Origin of the sequence: Muriicola sp., assembly GCF_049669965.1 — a bacterium.
GTDB lineage: Bacteria > Bacteroidota > Bacteroidia > Flavobacteriales > Flavobacteriaceae > Muriicola.
The window spans coordinates 1-4074 of sequence record NZ_JBATLB010000195.1; the positions used below are offsets into that span (position 1 = coordinate 1).

The window sequence follows — 4074 nt, forward strand, 5'->3', positions numbered from 1 at the left end:
ATGTATGCATCCCGACTTTTCTAAAGAGATCCCTATCCTAAACTCCATGTTCGAAAAGATTGGGGAGGTACTTCCCGAGGAGAAATCCTTTATTGTTATGGGGCAGATCTGTATAGATAAAGCATACCGGGGAAAGGGAATTTTTAGGGGACTATACAAGACTATGAAAAAATCTCTAGGGTCATCTTTCGAAATAATCGTGACAGAAGTAGATGGTACAAATCTTCGCTCTTTGAATGCCCACTATGCCATAGGATTTAGTCATCTATTACACTACTGTGCTGATGGTCGCGAATGGCATCTAATATCTCTGATTACAAAATAATTTATCGTAAAAGAAGTTTTTTTTATTGTTTATCAATATTTTTTATATATTTGTTATCGTTAAACAATAATTAATATGAAAACGTTATTTAAAATTTTATATGCTCTTAGTATAGTCTGGATTTTGGGAGCTGCCATTAAGTTCATTGAATATCTAAGTGTTTTAGCAAGGTTTGCTCATGATTTAGTGCTATTTTCTGATCGTGATTTTAATTTAAATATAACTTTGATTATTGCTTTGGTCAATGCTTTACTAACAATATATATTCTATTTCATTTATTTAAATTTACTAAAAGCATCAAGCAGATCTCAGCAAATGTATTGTTCAGCCAAGAAAATGGAAAAGCTTTTAATGCCATTGGAAGGGCTTTTATTTACTATGCTATATTGAAATTTATTGTTGGGGTTGTTAGTAGTATATCCAATTCTATTGAAAATGAAGTATTCTCTTCTTACAATTTTGGGCGCATCTTAGGTGAGCAGATGGCCGCAAGATTGCCGTTGTTAATGTTCTCCCTTTTCCTGTTGATCATTTCTAAGTTAATGAAGGATGGGTATGAATTGAAAAATGAAAATGATCTAACTATTTAAATAACAATATCCTATGAAAATGTTTGGTCCAAGATCCTTATCATACTATTTGTTCTATTTAAGTCGAATAGCGGCGATCACAAGTGCTGCTTTAATATCTTTTATTCTTGTCTCGTTAGCAACAGGGAATTTCAAAATGGTGGATAATCAATTTCAAATAGCCTTACCACTTATGTCTGAAACATTTATAAAAGGATTCTACGAGACAAATATTATACTTACGATAACCCTGGCGATGCTATTCTTTGCCATCTTTTTTTATTTACTTTCTAACATTCTGAAAACATTTAAGGCGGAAAAACTATTTACACAGAAGGCCATTAAACAACTTTATTATTTCGCGATTTTAAATCTTTTTATAGGCCCTTCCCTATACTTTGTTATTCACTTCATTATGAAAAAATCGAGTTTTAATGATGCTCATAATTTGATACTTAGCTTATTACTTGGTGTGTTTGTATTATTTATCAGGGCAGTTTTTAAGAGGGGATTTAATGTTCAAAATGAAAACGATCTAACAATCTAAGTATGGGAATTGTAATCAACTTAGATGTGATGTTGGCCAAACGCAAGATGAAGAGCACTGAATTGGCAGAAAAAGTTGGTATTACAACTGCTAACTTATCAATTTTAAAAACCGGAAAAGCAAAAGCGATCCGTTTTTCCACTTTGGAAGCCATATGCAAGGCCTTGGATTGCCAGCCTGCGGATATATTAGAATACAAGGAAGAATAAAAAAAGCCATGCGTTGCATGGCTTTTAATCTATATAAGAAGATCTATTTTAGTCAACCAAAACAATCACTTTGTTGTCTCTCATTTCCATAGTTCCGCTGGAAATTGGCAGGGCCATCTTTCCATCCGCACTTTTGATGAATTTTAAAGCATACTCTTCAGAAAGGTTCACTTCTCCTCCTATTTTTACATTCCCTTGCTGCAAAAGAGAGACAATGGGTGCGTGGTTATCCAGGACCTGAAATTCTCCATTCACTCCGGGAACCGTTACGGAAGTAACGTCGCCAGAAAAAAGGGTAGCTTCGGGAGATACTATTTCTAAATGCATATTCGTTTTGTTCTAAACTTCAGCCAGCATTTTCTCACCGGCCTCAATGGCTTCCTCAATAGTTCCTTTAAGGTTAAAGGCAGATTCCGGAAGGTGATCTAATTCCCCATCCATGATCATATTAAATCCTTTAATGGTTTCCTTAATATCAACCAGCACTCCTGGAATCCCTGTAAATTGTTCAGCCACATGGAAAGGTTGAGAAAGGAAACGTTGTACCCTTCTTGCGCGTCCTACAGCCAGTTTATCTTCTTCGGATAATTCTTCCATTCCCAGAATGGCAATGATATCCTGAAGCTCTTTATATCGTTGCAATAACTCTTTTACGTTCTGTGCACACGTATAATGTTCTTTTCCTAATACTTCTGCTGTAAGGATCCTGGAGGTAGAATCTAGCGGATCTACCGCAGGGTAAATCCCTAATTCAGCGATCTTTCTGGACAATACCGTAGTTGCATCTAAGTGAGCAAAGGTAGTTGCCGGTGCCGGATCCGTTAAATCATCCGCAGGTACATATACTGCCTGTACGGAGGTAATAGAACCTCTTTTTGTAGAGGTGATCCTTTCCTGCATGGCACCCATTTCAGTAGCCAGTGTAGGTTGATATCCTACTGCAGATGGCATACGACCTAAAAGTGCCGATACCTCAGAACCTGCCTGGGTAAAACGGAAGATGTTATCTACGAAGAAAAGAACATCTTTTCCTTGTCCTTCCCCGCTACCGTCACGGAAGTATTCAGCAATAGTAAGTCCGGATAGTGCAACTCGTGCACGTGCTCCCGGAGGCTCGTTCATTTGTCCAAAGACAAATGTTGCTTTGGATTGTTTCAAGGCTTTCTTGTCTACCTTAGAAAGGTCCCAGCCACCTTCTTCCATAGAATGAAGAAAATCATCCCCATATTTTATAATACCAGACTCCAGCATTTCTCTAAGAAGGTCGTTCCCTTCTCTGGTTCGTTCCCCAACTCCGGCGAATACGGAAAGTCCACCGTGGCCTTTCGCTATATTGTTAATCAATTCCTGGATCAAAACTGTCTTACCAACTCCTGCTCCTCCAAATAAACCGATCTTTCCTCCTTTTGCATAAGGCTCAATAAGGTCTATAACCTTGATCCCCGTAAACAGAACTTCAGTAGAAGTAGAAAGGTCTTCAAACTTAGGCGCTTCCCGGTGAATGGGCAGGCCGTTCTTTCCCTCTTTAGGTAGATTTGGCATACCGTCAATAGCATCCCCAATTACGTTGAATAATCTACCGTAAACGTCTTCCCCGATTGGCATTTGAATTGCCTTTCCTGTGGAAACAACGTCTACACCTCTGCTCAAACCATCAGTAGAATCCATCGAAATAGTTCTTACACTATTTTCGCCAATATGAGATTGCACTTCCAGGACAAGGAGGGTGCCGTCGCTCTTTGTAATTTCGAGGGAGTCATAGATATTCGGGAGTTCAGCTCCCGATTCAAATTCCACGTCGATCACAGGACCGATAATCTGAGAAACTTTGCCAGTTGTTTTAGCCATTCTTCTACTATTTTATTTCGAATTAAGAGAAAAAGAGTGGATTGATAGTACTTACTTACACGCTTTTTTCCGGCTGCAAAGATATGTTTTTACATTTGAAAAAAGAATCGTTTAAGCTATTTTTTGCACATAAAAAAAGCACCGATCACCCGGTGCTTTTTAGTAGTTATTCAATAGATACCCTATGGGTTCACGGTCCAGGAAACATAGAAGATAGACCCTACGGCTCCGGTCCCTATGGCTGAGAAATATTCTTGCCCCAGGATGTTAGATCCGCCTACTTTGAAAATTGACTTTATATCTGGAACTGCATAGTTGAACTGAGCATCCAGAACGGTGAATGAGGGTAATTGTCCGTCTGCAAATGTGGCCTGCCAGAAATAGGTATCGCTCCATCGGTAATTTACGTTAAAGCCAAAATTCTTAAAGAGTTCGGTATTTCCGAAGGACGCCTTTACCTTGTGGTTAGGCGTATTGAAGTTTGTCCTGAAATCGGGGAATGCCGCCTGGTCAAAATCGATTTCGGCATAGGTATAATTTACACCCAGATCAAAATTCCCAAGAACTTTCATGTC

At 38.6% G+C, this 4074-nt stretch carries 5 protein-coding genes and 2 pseudogenes; 4 read left to right on the forward strand and 3 right to left on the reverse strand.

What is annotated here, in order from left to right; genetic code table 11:
• From WBM49_RS10260 to WBM49_RS10275, 4 genes and pseudogenes are all read left to right on the forward strand, one after another.
• Positions 1 to 325 (forward strand): annotated as a pseudogene (locus WBM49_RS10260) (N-acetyltransferase); the annotation flags it as partial.
• Between the two features lie 75 nt (positions 326 to 400).
• Positions 401 to 916: a DUF2975 domain-containing protein gene (locus WBM49_RS10265; protein WP_424371961.1), complete on the forward strand. Its 516-nt coding sequence runs from the start codon at positions 401 to 403 to the stop codon at positions 914 to 916.
• A gap of 172 nt (positions 917 to 1088) precedes the next feature.
• Positions 1089 to 1442, forward strand: coding sequence for a DUF2975 domain-containing protein (locus tag WBM49_RS10270; RefSeq protein WP_424371962.1), 354 nt, complete (start codon positions 1089 to 1091; stop codon positions 1440 to 1442).
• Between the two features lie 2 nt (positions 1443 to 1444).
• A complete protein-coding gene (locus tag WBM49_RS10275; protein ID WP_424371963.1) occupies positions 1445 to 1651 on the forward strand; it encodes a helix-turn-helix domain-containing protein in 207 nt (68 codons plus the stop codon).
• 48 nt (positions 1652 to 1699) lie between these two features.
• On the opposite strand, the gene WBM49_RS10280 is transcribed toward WBM49_RS10275, so the two are convergent.
• The 3 genes and pseudogenes from WBM49_RS10280 to WBM49_RS10290 all read right to left on the reverse strand — a co-directional run.
• A complete protein-coding gene (locus WBM49_RS10280; RefSeq protein ID WP_424371964.1) occupies positions 1700 to 1978 on the reverse strand; it encodes a F0F1 ATP synthase subunit epsilon in 279 nt (92 codons plus the stop codon).
• Between the two features lie 12 nt (positions 1979 to 1990).
• A complete protein-coding gene (gene atpD / locus WBM49_RS10285) occupies positions 1991 to 3499 on the reverse strand; it encodes a F0F1 ATP synthase subunit beta (protein WP_424371965.1) in 1509 nt (502 codons plus the stop codon).
• Between the two features lie 182 nt (positions 3500 to 3681).
• Positions 3682 to 4074, reverse strand: a pseudogene (locus WBM49_RS10290) (hypothetical protein); the annotation flags it as partial.

What these genes read in the sequence shown, in the direction of transcription:
- WBM49_RS10280 (WP_424371964.1), bottom strand. Translation starts at nt 1,978, where the DNA reads ATGCATTTAGAAATAGTATCTCCCGAAGCTACCCTTTTTTCTGGCGAC.
- atpD (WP_424371965.1), bottom strand. Translation starts at nt 3,499, where the DNA reads ATGGCTAAAACAACTGGCAAAGTTTCTCAGATTATCGGTCCTGTGATC.
- WBM49_RS10270 (WP_424371962.1), top strand. Translation starts at nt 1,089, where the DNA reads ATGTCTGAAACATTTATAAAAGGATTCTACGAGACAAATATTATACTT.
- WBM49_RS10265 (WP_424371961.1), top strand. Translation starts at nt 401, where the DNA reads ATGAAAACGTTATTTAAAATTTTATATGCTCTTAGTATAGTCTGGATT.
- WBM49_RS10275 (WP_424371963.1), top strand. Translation starts at nt 1,445, where the DNA reads ATGGGAATTGTAATCAACTTAGATGTGATGTTGGCCAAACGCAAGATG.